Below are 16265 nucleotides of genomic sequence, written 5' to 3'. Positions count from 1 at the left end.
CCATCCACCGGCACACCGGCCCCCGACCCCGCCGCCTCATCCCGACCCGGCACCACCGCGCTCGAAACAGCCGCCGCACCCTCATCGGCACCGGCCGACGCCGCCGACCCAGGCTGCACCGGCGACTCGTCACCCTCCGGCCGCGGATCCGGCACCAACGGACTCAACTCATCCGGATCCGGCGCCTCCGGCCGCGGATCCGGCTCACCCGCCGGACCACCCGGCCGCGCCGGACCCGCCGGCTGCGGCCACCCCGTACCCGTCTCCTCGTGCTCGTCGCTCACGCCACAAACCTACGCTCGGAACAGGTGCCGACGGATCGCCGCCACATTGCCGAAGATGCGCACACCCAACACGACCACCACTCCGGTGGACAACTGCCCACCCACCCCCAACTGATCACCCAAATACACGATCAGCGCCGCCACCAGCACATTCGAGATGAACGACACCACGAACTGCTTGTCGTCGAAGATCCGGTCCAGCTTCGCCCGCACCCCACCGAACACCGCGTCCAACGCCGCCACCACCGCGATCGGCAGATACGGCTCCAACGCCCTCGGCACCGTCGGGTCCAACCACAGACCGAGCAACACACCGGCGATCAGCGCCAGCACCGCGATCATCGACCACCTCCGGAGGGACTGGGAGACGAACCCGAGCCGGGCGACTCGTCACCACCTGACGGCGACGCACTCACCGCAGGCTCCGCGTAGCGTAGCTGCGGCTCCGGAGCCGCCGGCAGGGTGAGGTCGTCGGCGTCGTGCACCCCGAACGACAACCCCGTGTCCTGCGCCACCCTGCGCATCGTCAACGCGCTACCACTGCCCTCATACCGCTCCCGCAACGCATCCGGACCAATCGCCGACACCTCGTACGGCCCGGTCACCGGCCGGAAATCCACAAGGATCGCCTGACCCGCATTGCGGATCGTCGACGTGGCCGTCAACCGCTGCCCGTTGATCGCGATCGCCTCCGCCCCGGCACCCCACAAATCGTTGGCCACCGCCTGAAGGTCGCTGTAGAGCACCTGCGGCGGACCGACATTGGCACCACTGAGTGGCTGCTGACCAGGCGGCGCGTCCGCCAACCGCACCACCACACCGTCGCCACGCACCTTACCGAGACCGGTAGCGGCCTCCAGGTTGCGCAACCGCGCCGCATGCGAACCACCCAGCGCCGCCTCGCGTTCCCGGTTGACCTCCTCGCGCAGCGCGTCGGCCCGCAAGGACAACGCGTCGGTCTCGCCCTGCCGCTGCTGGATCTGCGCCACCAACCCCGACCGGGCCTGCGCCCGCCCCGGCTCATCGGCCATGGTCTGCCGGTACGCCACCGCGAAGAGAAAACCGAGCAGCGCCACGATCACCACACTGACCGGCCCCACCGACCAACCCGGACGCGCCGCACGGCCCGCCTTCGCCCGTGCCGCCGCCGCGTCGGCGTAACCCGGATCCAACGGATTGCGAAACAGCTCGGTGAGGAAATCGGGGGCGAAACCCCGGCCGCCGCGGCGGCTCTCCCCCTGTTCGTCGCTCATGCCGTCACCCCTTGGCTCCGCACCGCCCGCACCAACCGGCGAGCCTGGATCACGTAGAGCGCCCCGGCCACCCAGTAGAACACCAGACCCCACCACGCCAGCGCCCAACCCACCGCGCCGGCCACAGCGGCCGCCGCCGGCACCACAGCAGCCAGCAGCAACACCGGGAACGCCGCCAGCAACAGGAACGTGGCGGTCTTGCCGACATAGTGCACCGGCGGCGGACCGTAGCCGTGCCGGCGCAGCACCGCCAGGGAACCCAGCAACAGCATCTCCCGGGCCAGCAGCGCCACGGTGAACTGCCAGGGCACCACCTCGCGGGCGGTGAACGCGACAAGCGTCGCGAGGATGTAAAGCCGGTCAGCCAGCGGGTCCAGCAGCTCACCGAGACGGGAGACCTGCCGCAGTCGGCGGGCGATCCAGCCGTCGACCCAGTCGCTGGTGCCGCCCACGGCGAGCACCACGATCGCGGCCACGTCGGCCCGCACGACCAGGAACAGATACAGGAAGAGGGGTACGCCCAGCAGGCGCACGAAGCTGATCACGTTCGGCAGGGTCAGCACCCGGTCCTCGGACTGCTCGGCCGCACCGGTGGCCTGTGGTTGCTGCACCCGAGCGGGCCGACGCGACACCGAACCTCCTCCGCGGCGCGCTCGACCGCCGCGGCGTTGCGCCGTGCTGCGTCGTACGCACTTGTTCAGCCGGCTGACGCCAGCGCCCCCTGCGATCCCTGGATCCGGGACCTCCCCTGGCCCCGCCGGCCCCGGTCGCTTGATCACGGGCCGGCCGGATGCGCTGCCACTATATCGGGCTGGCCCGACGCTTCCGCTGCCCAGCGCCGTGGTGTGCCGATGCTGCCGTGACATGGGCCACCACCTGTAGGTCATCCTAGGACGATAGGGTCAGGCACTGCGCGGGGAGGTATCCGACGTCGGCACCGCCCGCGCCGCCTGCCCGAACGCCAACAACGCCCGCAACAGTTCCTGCTGACCCCGTACCGGCATCCGGTCCAGCACCGCCCGCACCGCCTCGTGCCGCCGCGCGCGCACCTGCCCCAGCAGCGCCCGCGCCGCCGGCGTCGGCTCCAGACGCACCTCGCGCCGGTCCCGCGGATCGGCCACCCGGCGCAGCAGCCCGATCGCCTCCAACCGGTCACAGAGCCGACTGGCCGAGGATGGCACGACGTCCAGCAACTCGGCCAAGCGGTTGACGTTGGTCTCCGGACGGCTGCTGAGCAGCGACAACACCCGCAACTGGGTAGGCGAGACGGTCAGCCGGTGCCGCGAGACCGCCGAATCGAGCACGCCCACCAGCGCCTCGGCGGCTGCGTCTATCGCCGCGGCGAGATCCGGTCGCTCCACCCGATGTCCCCTGCGATCGTGGCGCTGGCCCTGCCCGTCCCTGCCGGCGACATCCGTCAAGCCTCCTCCCGACCGGCAGATCCACGCCAGTCCAGGCACACCATCACCGCGTCGTCACGCAGATCGGCATCCGCGTGGAAAGCCTGCAACTCGCGCATCACCGTGCCAACCGCCTCGGGCGGCGGCTGCAACCGGGTGGCCCGCATCGCGCGGGCCATCGCCCGTTCGCCGTAACCTTCCCGACCGCTGGGGTCGGCTGCCCACACCCCGTCGGAGACCACGAACAGCCGGTCCCCGGGCTCCAGCTCGAACTCCTGGAGGTCATACCGGGTCTCGGCGAACATTCCCAACGGCAGCTGCTGCTCCAGCGGCACCCGGGACACGGCCGTACCCCGCAGCCGGATCACGTGTGGCGACCCCGCGTCCACCGCCCGCACCCGCCCGGTGACACAGTCCAACTCCAGCAGCACCGTGGCCACGTGCCGGTGTCCACGGTGCTGGTAGTAGACCGTGTCGGAGGCCAACTCGGCCTGCTCCACCAGCGAGCCACCGGAGCGGCGAGCATTACGCATCGCGTTCACCGTCACCGCCGTCAGCAGCGCCGCGGCCAACCCGATGCCGTCGCCGTTGAGCACCGTGGCAGTGAGCCGGTCGTCATCCAACGACCAGTCGAAATGGTCACCACCCACCGTGTACGCCGGTTCGAGCTGCCCCGCCAGGTGGAACGTGTCATGGCTGACGCTGCGCCCCGGCAGCAGCTCCCACTGCAACTCGGCAGCCATGCTCAGCCGCTCCCGGCGACGCGCCCGCCGGTAACGATCGGTCTCCCGGTCCGCCGCCCGCAATGCCAGGGCCACCTCGCCAGCGATATCGGCGGCCCGGCGTACCACCTCGTCGCCAGGCACATCGGGCAGCTCGACCATCAGCACACCCAGCCGTTCACCCCACACCGACACCGGCAGGTAGAGCCGGCATCGGCCCCTGTCGTCGGTCTCCTGCACAGGCCGCTGGCTACTGAAACACCGCTGGAGCACGCTCTGGTCGACCTCGGCGCCGGCCTCCGGCTGCCGCGAGTCGAGCACCGGCCAGAGTCCGTTGATCCGGTAGTCGGCGACGAACACCACGGTGTTCGTCGCGCACAGGGCGGACCGGATGGCCCGGCCGGCGGCCTCGACCACCCGATCGGGCGGGGCCTCGCGCAGGGCGCGGGAAACCCCCGTGGACGCATCCAATATGACCATCCTCCGACAACACTTGCCCCAGGACAAGCATCATACGGAGGTGGCTCCACCCTCGGTCACCCGGTCGACCGCACCGCCACCACGCCATGGAAGGCGTCCGGCAACTCCTCCGGCGGCCCGTCCGGCCGCCAGCGATGCACCGGCACCACGCCGTCCGCGGTGGGCCTCCACCGACCGAGCAACGGCACGAACACCGACGGCGCCCGCATCCGGAACGCCGGACCCATCATGGCCAGCGCCTCAGGATGACCGGCGAGTTCCTCGGTGTCGAAATCGATCACCAGATGGCTGCCCGGCGCTGTCGCGGTGTACAGCTCGTCAAGCGTGCGGGCCAGGGTGTCGTCGTCGAGGAAGGCAGCGAGACCGAGTAACACCAGCCCCACCGGGCGCCGGCCCCACCCCGGCACGAAGCGGTGCAGCAAGGCAGGATCCAGTGTGCCGATGTCCGTGACGTCGGCGTAGCCGTAACCGGCCCGGTCACTGCCGACCAGGATGCCCTGCCCGAGACGCACGATCGCCGGATCCGCGTCGGTGTAGAGCACGCTGGCGTCGGCCACGATCTCGTGCACGTTGCCCATCGTGGGCACCCCCGCGCCGAAGACCAGGAACCCGTCCACACCGGTGTCGGCCACCGACCGCACGGCCCGGCCGAGGAAGGCGCGTAAGGCCCGGAAGACCGGGGCGCAGGGTCCGTACGCCCGCTCGAACGCTGTCGCGGCGACCACGTCGACCGGATGATGGTGTGACCCGCCGAGCCAGAAGTCGATCATCCGGGCGGTGCTCGGCCGGTCGGGGTCCACCATCGACGACGCTCCCTCCCCCGGGGTTCGACGCCAGCCTACCGACACCACGCCACTGACAGGTATCGCCCCGCTGACATGCTCCCCTGGCGCAGGTCCGTGCGCCCCGGTCAGGGACCTGGCGGGGTTGGCGCCGGTCCAGGCGGGTAGACGGGCGCGTACGGCACCGGCGACGACCAGAGGAGACACCGATGCCAGGACCACGACCGGGCAGCAAGGGCTACGACAAGCAGCGGGCCCGCATCCGCAACGCGATCGACGACTCCGGTCGGCACACCCCGGACAAGCAGGCCGACGAGACCGCCAACCGGATCCTCCAGGAGGATCGGGGCCAGCGTGGCGTGATCCGGGGCGACCGCGCCTACGGGCCCAAGAGCACCCGCGAACCGGGCGACCCGAAGTGAGGGGCGGCGGCCTCGCCGACGGGCTCGTCGCCGGGGCGGTAGGCAGCACCGCACTCAACATCGTCACGTACCTGGACATGGTGCTGCGGGCCCGCCCGGCCAGCCAGACGCCGCAGCAGAGCGCCGCGAAGGTGGCCGACGCCGTCCACCTGGACCTGGGCCTGGACGGGCAGGCGGACAACCGCCGGTCCGGGCTCGGCGCGCTGATGGGCTACGGCGCGGGCCTGGCCACCGCGGTCGGGTTCGCGCTCCTGACCCGCGGCCGGCGGCAACCGCTGCCACGGGCCGCCGCACTGCTCGGTGGCGCGGCGATGACGGTCGCCGACGGGTCTCTGACGCTGCTACGGGTCACCGATCCCCGCACCTGGCGACGTACGGACTGGATCGCCGACCTCGTCCCGCACCTGGCGTACGGGATCACGGCCGCAGCCACCTGGAACCGGCTGCGGCCGTGACCGTCCCCTCGGCGCTACCGTGCGTCGCTGTCGTCGTCGGCCACCGGCTGCCCGGCCGGACCGTACGGCGACTGCTGTCCACGCGGCACCGGACGACCGGCGTCCGCCGACGACGAACCTCGGCTACGGGGATGTCCCGCCGGGCCGGGGCCCTTGTTGTCCTGGCTGGTGGCACCGAGGTTGTTGCGCCGGAACTCCTCCTGCTGCGGGTTCGTCACGGTCGTCTCCCTTCGCCGCTGGCGCGGGCGTGGCGCCCACGTGCATCCCGCGGCTTACCCGCCGCCGTGGCCGGCATTCCGCGCCCACCAGCCGGCCCGGCTGTTAACAGGGGGCCCCTGCTCTACCCGAGGCGTTAATAGGGGGCCCCTGCTTGGGTACACGGCGATGATGGGCGAGCAACAGAAGCTGGTGCGGGCGCTGATCACCCGCCGCACGTACGCGGAGGAAGCCGGCATCACCCTGGCCGACCGGCCGGCGCCGCTGTACCAGTTGCTGGTGCTGGTCACCCTGCTGAGCACCCGGATCCGGGCCCAGGTGGCGGTGGCCGCCGCGCGGGAACTCTTCGCCGCCGGCTATCGCACCCCGGCGGCGATGGAGGCGGCGACCTGGCAGGACCGGGTCGACGCGCTCGGACGCGGCCACTACCGCCGCTACGACGAGCGAACCGCCACGATGCTCGGCACCGCCGCCCGACTCTGCCTGGACCGCTGGCACGGTGACCTGCGGCGACTGCACCGGGAGGCGGGCGACGACCCGGCCGCCCTGCGCCGGCTGCTCACCGAGTTCCCCGGCATCGGACCCACCGGCGCCGACATCTTCCTACGCGAGGTGCAGACGATCTGGCCACGGTTACGCCCGTACGCCGACCGGCGGACGGTCGCCGGGGCGAAACGCCTCGGGCTGCCCGCCGCGCCGGATCGGCTGGCCCGCCTGGTCGACGACAACGACTTCGGCCGGCTGGCCTCGGCGCTGGTACGGGTGGCGTTGGGCGAGGAGTCAGCGGGGCAGCTCACCCGCGCCGCCGGCTGACCTTCGGTCAGTTCGCCGCGTCACCACCGGGCTTGGTCAGGTGCCACACCAGCAGGGCGGCGAGCAGCGCCAACACCACCAGGCCGCCGGTGAGTCCCCGTCCCTCCTCGGCGGAACGGCCGGTGGTGCCGAAGTAGATCACCGCCAGGCCGGCCAGCACCGCGAAGAGCTTGCGGATGCCTTTGTCCCTCACAGCTGGCACGGTACGAACCGACCCGACCCGAATGTCGGATATCCGGCCCGATGTCCTCCGACCGGGCGAACGGTCAGTCGGTCTCCAGGTCGTCCAGCGAGATCTTGTGGGTCATCAACCACCGGGCCAACGCCGACATGCCGAACAACCACAGCGGCGCCGACTCGGTGGTGCCGTTGGTGGCGAAGACGGCGAAACGCAGGTCCGGCGCCCGGTACGCCTCGATGCGCCACCGGTGCTGCCGGTCCCGCCAGATCGCGCTCGGGTCCATGACGTCACGGTAGGCGCACCGGCGGACCGCCGACCGGCGGACACCCGGACTCACCCCTCCCCCGCGCCCACCACCAGCCGGGCGTCGTCGGGCAGCCGGCGGGTGACGCCCTGCCGGTCCAGCAGCTCCAACAGCGGCACCGCCACCCGGCGGGTGGTGTCCAGCGCCTGCCGGGCGGCGCTGAGCGTGAACGGTTGCGCGAGCGCGGCCAGCACCGGCACCGCCCGCTGCGGCGCAGCGGGCGGCAGCAGCACGTTGCCGGGCAGCCGCAGCACCGCCCCGGCGCGTACCGCGGCGCCGATCTCCCGGGCACCGAGCCCGACGGCGGCCAGCCGGTCGGCGTCGGGTGCCCGGAACGGGTGGGTGGCCCAGTCCTGGCCGACCAGCGCCAGCGCCCGCAGCACCGGCTCGGGCAGCACCTGCGGCCCGGCGGCGGTGACTCGGCCGTCGTGCAACCGCAACGGCGGACCCACCAGCGCCTCGACCAGGGCCCGATCGGGCAGGTCGAGACGCCGTCGCAACTCCTCCACCGGCACGCCCGCCGCCAGCGGCTGCTCTCGCGCGTGTTCCGCCACCACGTCGGCGAGCCGGCGGCCCAGCTGCCGCCAGTGCTCCGGATCGGCCAGCCACTGCCCCACCACCGGAGTCACCGTCACCGGCACACCCGCCCGACGCAGGTCGTCGGCGCGTACCAGGCCCCGGCGGCGCAACTCGCCGGCCAGGTCCACCCGACCGTCCAGGGTCGCCAACTGCGCCGCCCGCGTGGCGGCGGCACCCCGGCGGCGCAGCGGCGGCGGCAGCACATCCAGCACGGTGACACCACCGGCCACCCGGTGCCGGCCGGGATCACGCAGCAACGCCCGGTCACCGACGAGCAGCGGCAACGCCCGGGACAGCCGCAGCCGGGCGGTGTCCACACCCAGCGGGCGGATCCGCACCGGCACCGCCGCCGCACCGATGTGCAGCACCAGCGTCGCGGGCAGGTCGGCCACCGGATCGCCGACCAGCCGCACATCAACCAGGTCGGTGGTGCCGAACCGCCCCGGGGTGAGCAGCGCGTCACCACGGCCGACCCGGTCGCGGGCCACGCCCCGCAGGTTGACCGCCACCCGCGCCACCGGCCCGACCTGTTGGCACGGCTCACCGAGCCGGTGCAGACCGCGCACCCGCACCACGTCGCCGCTGCCGGCCAGCTCCAGTTCGGCGTCGACCCGCAGCCGACCGGCACCGAGGGTGCCGGTGACGACGGTGCCGCTGCCGCGCACCGTGAAGCTGCGATCCACCCAGAGCCGCACCGGTGCCTCGGCCGCCGGGGCGGGCAGCGCGGCGGCCAGCCGGTCCAGCGCGGCCCGCAGCTCGGGCAGGCCGACACCGGTCACCGCACTGACCGGCACCGCCTCCACCGCCCGCAGCGAGGTCGCCGCCAGCTCCGCACGGGCCCGCGCCAGCGCGGGCCGCGGGTCCGCCAGGTCCGCGCGGGTCACCACCAGCAGCCCGTACGCCACCCCGAGCGCGTCCAGCGCGGCAAGATGCTCGGCGGACTGCGGCATCCAGCCCTCGTCGGCGGCGACCACCACCAAGGCGGCCGGCACCGGACCGGCCCCGGCGAGCATGTTGGGCACGAACCGTTCGTGCCCCGGCACGTCGACGAAAGCGACTGTGGCACCGGAGGGCAGCGTGGTCCAGGCGAACCCCAGATCGATGGTCATGCCCCGACGGCGTTCCTCCGCCCACCTGTCGGGTTCCATCCCGGTCAACGCCCGCACCAGCGTGGACTTGCCGTGGTCGACGTGCCCGGCGGTGGCCACCACCAACATGCTCAGTCGTCTCCCGGCACGGCCAGCACCGCGGCCCGCACCCGGGCGTCGGCATGCTCCGGCACGCAGCGCAGATCCAGCAGCGTCCGGCCGCGGACCACCCGGCCGAGCACCGGCGGGTCTCCGGTGCGCAGCGCGGCGGCGTACCGCTCGGGCAGGCTCAACGCCCACGAGTCCAGTTCCACTCCGGGCGCGCCACCACCGCCGACCACCGCCACCGCCGGCACCACCTCCGCCTTGCAGCCGTCGGCGACCAGGCCGTCGCGCAGCCGTTCGGTGCGGGCCCGCAGCGCGGCCGCGTCGGCGTGCAGCGCCGACCAGGTGGGCGTGACCGGATCACCGAGAGTGGCCGCCAGCGCGGCCAGGGTCAGCTTGTCCACCCGCACCGCCCGGGCCAGCGGATGCCGACGCAGCCGCTCGACCAGCTCGGCGGCGCCGAGCAGCAGCCCGGCCTGCGGGCCACCGAGCAGCTTGTCACCGCTGGCCGTGACCAGGTGCGCCCCGGCGCGCAGCGTGCTCGCCGCGTCCGGCTCGTCGGGCAGCAACGGATCGGGCGCGAGCAGCCCGGAACCGATGTCCACCACCACCGGCACCCCGAGACCGGCCAGCTGCCGCACCGGCACCGACGAGGTGAACCCGGTGACCTGGAAGTTGGACGGATGCACCTTGAGCACGAAGCCGGTGCGGGGCCCGATCGCGGCGGCGTAGTCGGCCAGGGTGCTGCGGTTGGTGGTGCCGACCTCCCGCAGCCGGGCACCGGTGCTGGTCAACAGGTCGGGCAGCCGGAACCCGTCGCCGATCTCCACCAGTTCGCCCCGGCTGACCACGATCTCCGCGTCGGCGGCGAGCGCGGTGGCGGCGAGGACCAGCGCCGCCGCGCCGTTGTTCACCACGTGCACCGCCTGCGCCTGCGGCACGGCCGCGGCCAGGGCGTCCAGCGCGTCGCGACCCCGGCGGGCCCGCCGCCCGGTGCCCAGGTCCAGTTCCACATCGGTGTGCCCGGCGGCGGCGACCACCGCGGCCACCGCCGCCTCGGAGAGCGCCGCCCGCCCCAGGTTGGTGTGCAGCAGCACCCCGGTGGCGTTGAGCACGGCCCTCGGTGCCGCCGACGGCAACGCCGCGAGCGCGGCGTCGCGTACCTGGTCGGGGTCGATCTGGCCGCGACGGGCCTGGTCCTGGGCCTGCCGCACGGCGGCCTTGACCCGGTCCCGGCCGAAGCTGGCGGCGGCCGCGGCCAGTCGCGGCTCGGCCAGCAGCGCGTCGGTACGCGGCATCCGCCGCCGCGGGTCGGCGCGACCGTCGCCCATCGGGGTCATCTCCTCGCAGCGTTGGCGGAGACGGACGGGAATCGAACCCGCCTGGCCCGGGTCCCGGACCACACCGGTTTTGAAGACCGGGAGGGGCACCAGCCGCCTGAACGCCTCCACTGGCATTGGATCACAGCCCGATGCCGACTGCGCGAAAGAGGTCGGACTACCCGTCCTGCTCGCCGGCCTGCCGCCGCTGGAGTCGCTCCCGCTGCGGCAGCACCGTGTACCGCGGATCACGGGCCGAGGCGACACCGGCGTGGAAGACACCGAACCGGGTGGCCACCGACGCGGCAAGCAACGCCGCCCCGGACAGCGCCGAGACGACCCGGCTGCGGGCACCCAGCAACGCGCCGACCACCCCGGCGGCGGTCAACGCCCGCCCGGCCCGCAGCAACCGGCCGGGCCGGCCGGTGCGGTACGGCTCGGCGAGCAGACCGTGCCGGGTCTCCACCCGGTGGGCACCGAACAACTCCAGGGCGGCACCGGCCACCGCCAGCCGCCGCGCCGGGCCGGCCTGCCTCGGCGGCACCGCGATCAGCGCCGCCCCGGCGCCGCTGGCCAGGGCACTGCCCGCGAAGACCAACGGCAGATCCGGGTACGCGTCATGCCAGGACGGCACTGCCGTGTCCGACAGCAACACCGCCGTGTACGTGCCCAACGCCGGCGCCACCGCGGCGGCGGCCACCCCGGCGGCCCACCCCACCGGCGGCAACACCCGGCGCACCGGCCGCCACGGACCCCGATCCGGCAACAGCGGCGCCACCTCGGCGATCGCGGCGAGCCCGGCCGCCGGACCGTACGCGGTGAGGATCCAGGTGCCCACCGACATCGGCGAGGTCGGCTTCGCCACCCGCAGCATGTGGTGGAACCGCTCCGGCCGACCCAGGTCCTTCACCAGCAGGACACCGCTGGCGGTGACGGCGGCCAACGCGGTGACCCGTCCCGCCCGGCGCAGCGCGGGCCGGCCGGTGAGCTGCCCACCGACGGCCAGCAACGACGAACCGGCGGCGAGACCACCAGTGAACAGGTAGGCCGCGATCTCCCAGGTCCAGACCGGGGGCTTGAGGATCGGGCGGCCGTAGTACGAGGTGAACTCCGCCGGCGGCACCGCCAACTCCTCACCGGCCCGCCTCCGCCGCCGGCCCGCTGCCGGCGTGACCCCCGACTCGTTCGCACCGGACGACACGCCGTCGCGGAAGCGACGGAACCGCTCGCCGACCGGCCGACGCGACTCGTCCTCCCCCGGCGCACGCGGCCCGTGCCCGGCCGGCGGGCGGTCGTCGGTGCTCGGCCGATGCGGCTCGTCCTCCGCCGGCGGGCGCGGGCTCATCGCCGGCCGCCCAGGAACGCGGCCACCGCACCGGCGGCCATGGCCAGCGCCGCCACCCCGGCCCGCCGCCACATCCGCCCCAGGTCGGCGGTGGGCACCTGCGGATCCGGCGGCAGGCCGTACACCTCCGGCTCGTCGAGCAGCAGGAAGAACGCCCCGTCGCCACCGACCCCGTCGGCCGGGTCGTGGCCGTACAGGCGCGCCTCCGGCACCCCCCGCTCGTGCAGCGCCGCCACCCGGGCGGCGGCGCGGTCCCGCAACTCGTCAAGCGGACCGTACTGGATCGACTCGGTCGGGCAGGCCTGCGCGCAGGCCGGCGTCATACCGGCACCGATCCGGTCGTAGCAGAGCGTGCACTTCCACGCCCGGCCGTCGTCGGCCCGCCTGTCGATCACCCCGTACGGGCAAGCCGACACGCAGTAGCCGCAGCCGTTGCAGATGTCCTCCTGCACCACCACCGTGCCGAACTCGGTGCGGAACAGCGCGCCGGTCGGGCAGACGTCCAGACAGCCGGCCCGGGTGCAGTGCTTGCACACGTCGGACATCATCAGCCAGCGGAAATCGCTGCGACCGTCCGCGCTGCCGGTACGACCCGGAGGCGCGGCACCCGGCATACCGAGGAACTCGGTCCGCGCCGTCGGCTCCGCCCCGGTGGAGGCGGCGGGCGGGTGCCCGGCCGGACGGGGCTGCTCGACGAAGGCCACATGCCGCCACGAGTTCGCGGTCAACGCGCCGGTGTTGTCGTACGACATGCCGAGCAGATCCAGCCCGGAGGTGGGCACCCCGTTCCACTCCTTGCAGGCCACCTCGCACGCCTTGCAGCCGATGCAGACGCTGGTGTCGGTGAAGAAACCCATCCTCGGCGGCGCGTCGACCCACCCGGCCGCGGTGGCCGGGTCGTCCGCCACCGGCGGGTCCGGCCGGCTCACCGGATCGGCCATCAGGGCTCCCCTTCCTCATCGCCGACACTCGGCTCGACCCGCACACCGGGGGTGACCGACGGCGGGGTGACACCCGGCACGATGCCGGCCCGGAGCCGGTAGTCCTCCACCAGGTCGCGCAGCGCGGCACCGGTCGGCCTGCGGCCCGCCCGCACGTCACACGTGCCGATCTTGCTCTCCTGGATCAGCACGTTCGGATCCAGGGTGATGCCGAACAGGTCGTTGGCCGAGTCACCGGTGACCAGGCCCTCGAACCCGAAGTGGTACGGCAACCACAGCTGATGAATCACCCGGCCGTCCACCCACAGCGGCGCCACCCGGTCGGTAACCAGCACCTTCGCCTCCACCACCGCACGCGCCGACACCAGGTGCGCCCAACCGAGCGGCGCCAGCCCGACCAGCGCGGCCAACTCCGGCGACACCTCCACGAACATCTCCGGCTGCAACTCCGCCAGCGGCGCGACCGTACGGCTCATCCCGCCCGCGGTGTGGTGCTCGGTGAGCCGGCTGACCGTGAACACGTACGGGAAGACCTGACTGTGTTCCTGCGGCGGACTCGGGTTCGTGGCGTTGACCGGGTGCGCGTACATCTTGCGGGTCGGATTGGCCTGCTGGCCGTAGAGCCGGTTACGCACCGGCGACTCGACCGGCTCGTAGTGGGTGGGCAGCGGACCGTCCAGCACCCCGCTCGGCGCGTACAGCCAACCCTTGCCGTCAGCCTGCATGACGAACGGGTCATCGCCGGCGAGCGCCGCCGGACCCACGGCCCCCTCCGGCGGCCGGTACGACGGCGGTTTCGTCACCTCGAAGTCAGGCACGTCGTGACCGGTCCACCGGCTCGCCTCGGCATCCCACCACACGTACCGTTTGCGTTCGCTCCACGGCCGGCCCTGCGGATCAGCCGACGCCCGGTTGTACAGCGTGCGCCGGTTCGCCGGCCACGCCCAACCCCACTCGGCGGCCACCCAGTCCTGCTCCTGGCCCGGACGGCGGCGGGCCGCCTGGTTCACCCCGTCGGCGTACACCCCGGAGTAGATCCAGCAACCCACGGCGGTGCTGCCGTCGTCGCGGGCCTCGGCGAAACCGCCGAGCGGGCGGCCGGTGGCGGTGTCGTACCCGTTGATCTCGCGCAGCACCGCCTCGGCGTCCGGCTCGTCGTGCGGGCCGTGGGTGGGATAGTCCCAGGCCAGGTCCAGCAGCGCCCGGTCGCGCGGCAACGACGAACCGGCCAGCTTCTCCCGCAGCTTGCGCCCCAGGTGGTAGAAGAACCACAGCTCGGAGCGGGCGTCACCGGGCGGGTCGACGGCCTTCTCCCGCCACTGCAACAGCCGCTGGGTCTGGGTGAACGTGCCCTCCTTCTCCACGTGGGAGGCGGCCGGCAGGAAGAACACCTCGGTACGACACTCCTGCGGCACGATCTCGCCGGTAGCGACCTCCGGACCGTTGCGCCAGAACGTCGCGCTCTCGATCATGAACAGGTCACGGACCACCAGCCAGTCCAGGTTCGCCATGCCCAACCGCTGCGCCCGGCCGTGCGCCGAACCCACCGCCGGGTTCTGGCCGAGCAGGAAGTACCCCTTGATCTTGCCGTCGATCATGTCCAGCACCTGCCGGTAGGTGCCGTGGTCGCCGGTCAGCCGAGGCAGGTAGTCGTAACAGAAGTCGTTCTCCGGCGTCGCCGCATCACCCCAGTACGCCTTGAGCAGGCTGGCCGCGAAGGCCCCGGCGTTGCCCCAGAAACCCTTCTGCCCCGGGTGCCGGATGCTGTCCACCCAGGCGTGGAAGCTGGGATGCACATCGTGCCGCGGCATCGGCAGATAGCCCGGCAGCAGGTTGAACAGGGTCGGAATGTCCGTGGAACCCTGGATGCTGGCGTGCCCACGCAACGCCAGCACACCACCGCCCGGACGACCCACGTTGCCCAGCAACAACTGAATGATCGCCCCGGTACGGATGTACTGCACCCCGACTGTGTGCTGCGTCCACCCCACCGAGTAGATCAGGCAGCCGGTGCGTTCCCGACCCGAGTTCTCCGTCCAGGCCCGCGCCAACTCCAGAAACTTCTCCTGCGGCACCCCGCACACCCGCTCCACCATCTCCGGGGTGTAGCGGGCGAAATGCCGCTTGAGGATCTGGTAGACGCAGCGCGGATGTTGCAGCGTCTCGTCCCGGGCGACCGCACCGGACACCGGAGCACCATGCGACTCGTGCTGCAACCCCGCGGCGGTCTCCCGCTCGGCACCGGTGTGCCCGCTGCCGGAAGTCTGCTCGTGACCGGCGTACTGCCAGCTGTCCTGCACGTAACTGCCGGTGGCCGGATCGAACCCGGAGAAGAGGCCGTCGGCGTCCTCGGCGTCGACGAAATCGTCACTGACGATCGTCGCCGCGTTGGTGTACGCCAGCACGTACTCCCGGAAGTCCAACTCGTTGCCGAGGATGTAATTGACCACCCCGCCGAGCAACGCGATGTCGGTACCGGCCCGGATCGGCAGGTACGTGTCGGCCAGCGCACTGGTACGGGTGAACCGCGGATCGACGTGGAAGACCTTCGCCCCCCGCCGCTTCGCCTCCATCACCCACTGGAAACCCACCGGATGGGCCTCCGCCATGTTGGAGCCCTGGATGACGATGACGTCAGCGTTCGCCACGTCCTGTTGGAAGATCGTCGCGCCACCGCGACCGAAGCTGGCCCCCAGACCGGGGACGGTGGCGGAGTGTCAAATGCGGGCCTGGTTCTCGATCTGGATCGCCCCGGCCGCGGTGAACAACTTCTTGATGAGGTAGTTCTCCTCGTTGTCCAACGTCGCCCCGCCGAGGCTGGCGATGCCGAGGGTGCGGTGCAACGCCCGGCCCTGAGCGTCGGTGTCCTCCCAGGTCTGCGCGCGGGCGGCGAGCACCCGATCGGCGATCATGTCGACCGCCGTCTCCAGGTCCAGGTCCTCCCACTCGGTGCCGTACGGCCGGCGGTAACGCACAGTCGTCTGCCGCAGCGGACTGGTGACCAGGCTCTTGCTGGCCGAACCCTTCGGGCAGAGCCGCCCCCGGGAGATCGGGCTGTCCGGATCCCCCTCGATCTGGCTGACCGTGCCGTCGCGGACGAACACCCGCTGACCGCAGCCGACAGCGCAGTACGGGCAGACCGAGCGGGCCACCCGCTCGGCTTCCTCGGTGCGGGCGGTGAGCCCGGCGGACCGGGCCGACTGAGCCGCGGCACCCCGACCGAGCGGGTCGGCACCGGTGAGCTGCCGGTACACCGGCCAGCCGAGAAACACGTCCCGCAGGCCCACCGACATCACCTCCCACCGACGCTGTCCGTCCTGACCTTAGAACAGCCCGGCCGGTTCGGCGAGCCCGGTACGCGCATCCGCACCGACGACGTCGCCCCCGGTCCGACATCGGACCGGGGGCGACGCGTGGGTGTCAGTGTGCAGGTCGCCTCTCGGCGAGTGGCGCGACGCGGCTCCAGCCGAACGGTATTCCGCGACGGCAATATAGGTGAGGCCCGGGGACACTGGATCACACCGACGCTCGGTACAACCGACCCACACCCCTCCTTGTTCCCACTCCACCCCTCCC

The 16265-nt window shown here is 72.7% G+C and carries 16 protein-coding genes, 1 tRNA gene and 2 pseudogenes; 3 read left to right on the top strand and 16 right to left on the bottom strand.

Annotated features, from left to right (window positions below; genetic code table 11):
• From C1I93_RS32030 to C1I93_RS18955, 7 genes and pseudogenes are all read right to left on the bottom strand, one after another.
• A pseudogene (locus C1I93_RS32030) lies at positions 1-284 on the bottom strand (hypothetical protein); the annotation flags it as partial.
• Between the two features lie 9 nt (positions 285-293).
• Positions 294-626 carry a small basic family protein gene (locus C1I93_RS18980; RefSeq protein WP_111244636.1) on the bottom strand — a complete coding sequence of 111 codons (333 nt, stop codon included), beginning with the start codon at positions 624-626 and terminating at the stop codon, positions 294-296.
• A complete protein-coding gene (locus C1I93_RS18975; protein ID WP_111244635.1) occupies positions 623-1537 on the bottom strand; it encodes a DUF881 domain-containing protein in 915 nt (304 codons plus the stop codon). The genes C1I93_RS18980 and C1I93_RS18975 overlap by 4 nt, the downstream gene beginning before the upstream one ends.
• Entirely contained in the window at positions 1534-2169 is a 636-nt protein-coding gene (clsA, locus tag C1I93_RS18970) for a cardiolipin synthase ClsA (RefSeq protein WP_111244634.1), read from the bottom strand. Before clsA ends, C1I93_RS18975 begins: the two co-directional genes overlap by 4 nt.
• 270 nt (positions 2170-2439) lie before the next feature.
• Positions 2440-2898, bottom strand: coding sequence for a MarR family winged helix-turn-helix transcriptional regulator (locus C1I93_RS18965; RefSeq protein WP_111244633.1), 459 nt, complete (start codon positions 2896-2898; stop codon positions 2440-2442).
• A gap of 56 nt (positions 2899-2954) precedes the next feature.
• The gene (locus tag C1I93_RS18960) at positions 2955-4133 is read right to left on the bottom strand and encodes a PP2C family protein-serine/threonine phosphatase (protein WP_111244641.1); all 1179 of its coding nucleotides are present in this window, start codon (positions 4131-4133) and stop codon (positions 2955-2957) included.
• Between the two features lie 62 nt (positions 4134-4195).
• Positions 4196-4942 (bottom strand): SAM-dependent methyltransferase, encoded by a 747-nt coding sequence (locus C1I93_RS18955; RefSeq protein WP_111244632.1) that lies wholly within the window; start codon positions 4940-4942, stop codon positions 4196-4198.
• A 188-nt stretch (positions 4943-5130) separates the two neighbouring features.
• Between C1I93_RS18955 and C1I93_RS18950 the strand changes: the two genes are divergently transcribed.
• Positions 5131-5343: a phosphatidylethanolamine-binding protein gene (locus tag C1I93_RS18950; protein ID WP_111244631.1), complete on the top strand. Its 213-nt coding sequence runs from the start codon at positions 5131-5133 to the stop codon at positions 5341-5343.
• Positions 5340-5798 (top strand): hypothetical protein, encoded by a 459-nt coding sequence (locus C1I93_RS18945; RefSeq protein WP_111244630.1) that lies wholly within the window; start codon positions 5340-5342, stop codon positions 5796-5798. The genes C1I93_RS18950 and C1I93_RS18945 overlap by 4 nt, the downstream gene beginning before the upstream one ends.
• A 14-nt stretch (positions 5799-5812) precedes the next feature.
• On the opposite strand, the gene C1I93_RS18940 is transcribed toward C1I93_RS18945, so the two are convergent.
• Positions 5813-6016 (bottom strand): hypothetical protein, encoded by a 204-nt coding sequence (locus C1I93_RS18940; RefSeq protein WP_111244629.1) that lies wholly within the window; start codon positions 6014-6016, stop codon positions 5813-5815.
• Between the two features lie 169 nt (positions 6017-6185).
• On the opposite strand from C1I93_RS18940, the gene C1I93_RS18935 reads away from it, so the two are divergent.
• Positions 6186-6827 (top strand): hypothetical protein, encoded by a 642-nt coding sequence (locus tag C1I93_RS18935; protein WP_111244628.1) that lies wholly within the window; start codon positions 6186-6188, stop codon positions 6825-6827.
• A 7-nt stretch (positions 6828-6834) separates the two neighbouring features.
• On the opposite strand, the gene C1I93_RS18930 is transcribed toward C1I93_RS18935, so the two are convergent.
• The 8 genes and pseudogenes from C1I93_RS18930 to fdh form a co-directional block, all read right to left on the bottom strand.
• Complete coding sequence (locus C1I93_RS18930; protein WP_111244627.1) at positions 6835-7020, bottom strand: hypothetical protein; 186 nt, start codon at positions 7018-7020, stop codon at positions 6835-6837.
• Between the two features lie 73 nt (positions 7021-7093).
• A complete protein-coding gene (locus tag C1I93_RS18925; protein WP_111244640.1) occupies positions 7094-7291 on the bottom strand; it encodes a hypothetical protein in 198 nt (65 codons plus the stop codon).
• A gap of 50 nt (positions 7292-7341) precedes the next feature.
• Positions 7342-9108 carry a selenocysteine-specific translation elongation factor gene (selB, locus tag C1I93_RS18920; protein ID WP_111244626.1) on the bottom strand — a complete coding sequence of 589 codons (1767 nt, stop codon included), beginning with the start codon at positions 9106-9108 and terminating at the stop codon, positions 7342-7344.
• A gap of 2 nt (positions 9109-9110) precedes the next feature.
• Positions 9111-10415 carry an L-seryl-tRNA(Sec) selenium transferase gene (gene selA, locus C1I93_RS18915; RefSeq protein WP_111244639.1) on the bottom strand — a complete coding sequence of 435 codons (1305 nt, stop codon included), beginning with the start codon at positions 10413-10415 and terminating at the stop codon, positions 9111-9113.
• A gap of 22 nt (positions 10416-10437) precedes the next feature.
• A tRNA-Sec gene (locus tag C1I93_RS31675) sits at positions 10438-10533 on the bottom strand.
• A 48-nt stretch (positions 10534-10581) separates the two neighbouring features.
• A complete protein-coding gene (gene nrfD, locus C1I93_RS18910; protein WP_223256233.1) occupies positions 10582-11748 on the bottom strand; it encodes an NrfD/PsrC family molybdoenzyme membrane anchor subunit in 1167 nt (388 codons plus the stop codon).
• Positions 11745-12689 (bottom strand): 4Fe-4S dicluster domain-containing protein, encoded by a 945-nt coding sequence (locus C1I93_RS18905; protein WP_111244625.1) that lies wholly within the window; start codon positions 12687-12689, stop codon positions 11745-11747. Before C1I93_RS18905 ends, nrfD begins: the two co-directional genes overlap by 4 nt.
• A 50-nt stretch (positions 12690-12739) precedes the next feature.
• Positions 12740-15982 (bottom strand): annotated as a pseudogene (fdh, locus tag C1I93_RS18900) (formate dehydrogenase); the annotation flags it as partial.
• Positions 15983-16265: the final 283 nt, after the last annotated feature.

Origin of the sequence: Micromonospora endophytica (assembly GCF_003236305.1) — a bacterium.
In the GTDB taxonomy this organism is placed as follows: Bacteria; Actinomycetota; Actinomycetes; order Mycobacteriales; family Micromonosporaceae; genus Micromonospora; species Micromonospora endophytica.
This window is presented reverse-complemented; position numbering and strand designations above follow the sequence as displayed.

Coding starts and splice junctions, on each gene's coding strand:
- C1I93_RS18980 (WP_111244636.1), bottom strand. CDS start 626: ATGATCGCGGTGCTGGCGCTGATCGCCGGTGTGTTGCTCGGTCTGTGG.
- C1I93_RS18955 (WP_111244632.1), bottom strand. CDS start 4,942: ATGGTGGACCCCGACCGGCCGAGCACCGCCCGGATGATCGACTTCTGG.
- C1I93_RS18925 (WP_111244640.1), bottom strand. CDS start 7,291: ATGGACCCGAGCGCGATCTGGCGGGACCGGCAGCACCGGTGGCGCATC.
- C1I93_RS18935 (WP_111244628.1), top strand. CDS start 6,186: ATGGGCGAGCAACAGAAGCTGGTGCGGGCGCTGATCACCCGCCGCACG.
- C1I93_RS18905 (WP_111244625.1), bottom strand. CDS start 12,689: ATGGCCGATCCGGTGAGCCGGCCGGACCCGCCGGTGGCGGACGACCCG.
- C1I93_RS18975 (WP_111244635.1), bottom strand. CDS start 1,537: ATGAGCGACGAACAGGGGGAGAGCCGCCGCGGCGGCCGGGGTTTCGCC.
- C1I93_RS18950 (WP_111244631.1), top strand. CDS start 5,131: ATGCCAGGACCACGACCGGGCAGCAAGGGCTACGACAAGCAGCGGGCC.
- selB (WP_111244626.1), bottom strand. CDS start 9,108: ATGTTGGTGGTGGCCACCGCCGGGCACGTCGACCACGGCAAGTCCACG.
- nrfD (WP_223256233.1), bottom strand. CDS start 11,748: ATGAGCCCGCGCCCGCCGGCGGAGGACGAGCCGCATCGGCCGAGCACC.
- selA (WP_111244639.1), bottom strand. CDS start 10,415: ATGGGCGACGGTCGCGCCGACCCGCGGCGGCGGATGCCGCGTACCGAC.